Source organism: Methanocalculus sp. (assembly GCF_029762515.1).
Classification (GTDB): Archaea; Halobacteriota; Methanomicrobia; order Methanomicrobiales; family Methanocorpusculaceae; genus Methanocalculus.
On the sequence record NZ_JARVGN010000313.1, the window covers coordinates 1 to 2,789 of the forward strand.

At 53.4% G+C, this 2,789-nt stretch carries 3 protein-coding genes; 2 read left to right on the forward strand and 1 reads right to left on the reverse strand.

The annotated features are described in order from the left end of the window. Positions 1-170: 170 nt before the first annotated feature. On the forward strand, positions 171-1,544 hold the full coding sequence (locus tag QCH34_RS10135; RefSeq protein WP_300333676.1) for an MATE family efflux transporter: 1,374 nt from the start codon (positions 171-173) through the stop codon (positions 1,542-1,544). A gap of 62 nt (positions 1,545-1,606) precedes the next feature. Then, on the forward strand, positions 1,607-2,323 hold the full coding sequence (locus QCH34_RS10140) for a DNA alkylation repair protein (RefSeq protein ID WP_300333678.1): 717 nt from the start codon (positions 1,607-1,609) through the stop codon (positions 2,321-2,323). Positions 2,324-2,360: 37 nt separating this feature from the next. Here QCH34_RS10140 and QCH34_RS10145 read toward each other — a convergent pair whose 3' ends face one another. Further along, on the reverse strand, positions 2,361-2,618 hold the full coding sequence (locus QCH34_RS10145; protein WP_300333680.1) for a hypothetical protein: 258 nt from the start codon (positions 2,616-2,618) through the stop codon (positions 2,361-2,363). Positions 2,619-2,789: the final 171 nt, after the last annotated feature.

Genomic DNA, 2,789 nt, shown 5'->3' on the forward strand with positions numbered 1-2,789 from the left:
GGCGGACTATCCATAGAGGTTCTTTTGTATACTTCATCAAAAAGGTTTCCCGGAAGTTCACATTGGGAAAATGTGCAGAGATGATATGATATGCAGGATTCTGGTTTCGGAGAGATTATTTGTCTTGAGATGAATACAGTTAAAGACAAATTTTATAATTCCATGATACTATGAACCCCACCGATCAGTCCATCCATAAGGGAGTCTCCATCCTCACCGGCGATCCGAAGAAGGCAATCATTGCTCTTTCAATCCCGGTGATCATCGCAATGCTCCTCCAGTCCATCTACAACCTTGTCGATGCGATCTGGGTGGCGGGTCTTGGGGAAGATGCACTCGCCGCAGTCGGGTTTGTCACGCCGCTCTTCCTGATCCTGATCGGGCTTGGGAACGGGCTTGGCGCCGGTGTCAGTTCTGCCATAGCCAGGCGGATAGGAGCAGGGGATCGGAGAGGTGCTGACCGGGCAGCGATGCAGGGGATCGGCCTCATCCTGATCATCGCTGCCCTGATCACCCCTGTTCTTGTCTTCCGGGCAGAACCGCTTGCCGCACTTCTTGGTGCCGGGGATGCAACGGCACTGACTGCCGAGTATGCGAGGATCGTCTTTGCAGGAACTCCGTTCCTCCTCTTTGCCTCCATCTCCTATGCGATCTTCAATGCAGAAGGATCAACAAAGAAGACGATGTATGCGATGGGTGCATCGGCTGTGATCAACTGTATCCTCGACCCGATCCTGATCTACCCGATGGGGCTTGGGGTTGCTGGTGCTGCGTGGGCAACCCTCATCTCGATCCTCATGGTATCGGGCCTGATCTTCTACTGGCTCTTTATCGAGCGCTCCACCTATGTCACCCTGAGGAGATCAGAGATCCGGCCTGAGCGGGAGATATCAATGGATATCATCAAAGTCGGCATCCCCGGCAGCCTCCAGTTCGTGATGATGTCGGCGGTGGCGATCCTGATCAACGCCCTTTTGGTGACCACGACCGGGAACGATGCGGTGGCGGTCTATACTGCCGGATGGCGGGTGGTGCTCTTCTCGATCATCCCGCTGATTGGTATCTCGATTGCCCTCATATCAATTACCGGGGCATCCTATGGAGCACGGCAGTTCGAGCGGCTGCGCTCTGTCCAGAGAATTGCGCTGGGATACGGTCTTCTCATCTCCCTCGTCCTGACTGCCGCCACCTGGCTGCTTGCACCATACCTTGCAGTATTCTTCACCTATTCAGCTGAAAGTGCACATCTCGCACCGGGTATCACGGCATTTCTCAGGACCATCTGCTGGTTCTTCCCCTTTGTCCCGGCAGGCATGTTCTCTTCCGCCATCTTCCAGGGAACAGGCAGAGGGATATCGGCATTGATCCTTGAGTTCTTCCGAAACATCGTCTTTATCGCAGTCTTCATCTGGATCCTCGGCATCTCGCTCTCCTATGGAGAAGTCGGGGTCTGGTGGGGGGTTGTTGCCGGGAACACCTGCGGCGGCCTCTTTGCCCTCTTCTGGGCACACAGGTACATCACCAGGCTGATCAGGTATCAATGAGGGGGTTGTCCGGATGATGCATAAAGAGGAACCTCTATTGCCTGAAAATGGAGATCTCTGGTATGGATACCATGCTTGAAGAGATCCGATCCACCCTCAGGGAGAGAGCGGATCCGGCACTCGCAGAGAGTGGGAAACGGTTCTTTAAGGAGGAGGTCACCTCCTACGGCATGAAGACGGCTGAGGTTGCAAAAATTGCGAGATCCCATCTCCCTGCCCTGAAAACACTTGGGAGAGATGAGGTATTCTCCCTCTGCGAAGACCTCTTCTCCTCAGGCTACCTTGAGGAATCATTCATAGCATCCAAATGGCTGCCACATTTCAGTGACCGGTTCGAGCCCGCGGATCTGGTCATCTTCGAAGATTGGATCGAGAGGTATGTAACAAACTGGGCAACCTGCGACACCTTCTGCAACCATACCGTCGGCGATCTCCTGGTGCAGTACCCGGACTGCACAAAGCGGCTCTATAGATGGGCGGAATCCAGGAACCGGTGGCTCAGGCGCGCTGCCGCCGTCTCCCTGATCGTCCCTGCAAAGAAGGGAGAGTTCCTCGAAGAAGCGTTCCGGATCGCAGATCTCCTCTTTGAGGATTGCGAGGATCTGGTGCAGAAAGGATACGGGTGGCTGCTGAAAGAGGAGAGCAGGAAGCACCGGGACGAAGTCTTCGCTTATGTCCAGGCAAAGAAGAGGGCGATGCCCCGGACGGCTCTCCGGTACGCAATCGAGCTGATGCCGCAGGAGATGCGGAGAGAGGCGATGAAGAAGGACTGGAAGTAGGGATCAGAAGCCCTGCTATTAATTCCTTACAATAATCTCAGAAGAATCGATCAGAATCAAAACTTTCAGACTTACCTCGTATCTTCTTCTTCGCCGGGAAGAGATCGATTTCAGGGAGGGGATCGCCTCTTACCCGCAGCGGGGACTTCTTCGGCGCCTTCTCATTTCGTTTCTGTTTTCGATTGTACCTCTCCGGATCTTTTGCAGCCAGGTACTCTGGTGCATCCGGGAAGCCCCCGAAATATTCTTCCTGATACAGGATATCCCGTGAAAAACGCGTATTCCGTCGCGACATCTCTCTCACTTGGTAATATCAGGGTTGAACCATTCAAATCATAAATATTTCCCTCTCCGGGAACGGGAACTGCACACCAATCGCCTTTTTAGTAAGGGTGTAACTAATACTCTTCTATGCGACCATTGAATGCACTGCTACTCCCGATTATCATCCTTCTTGTCTGTATCT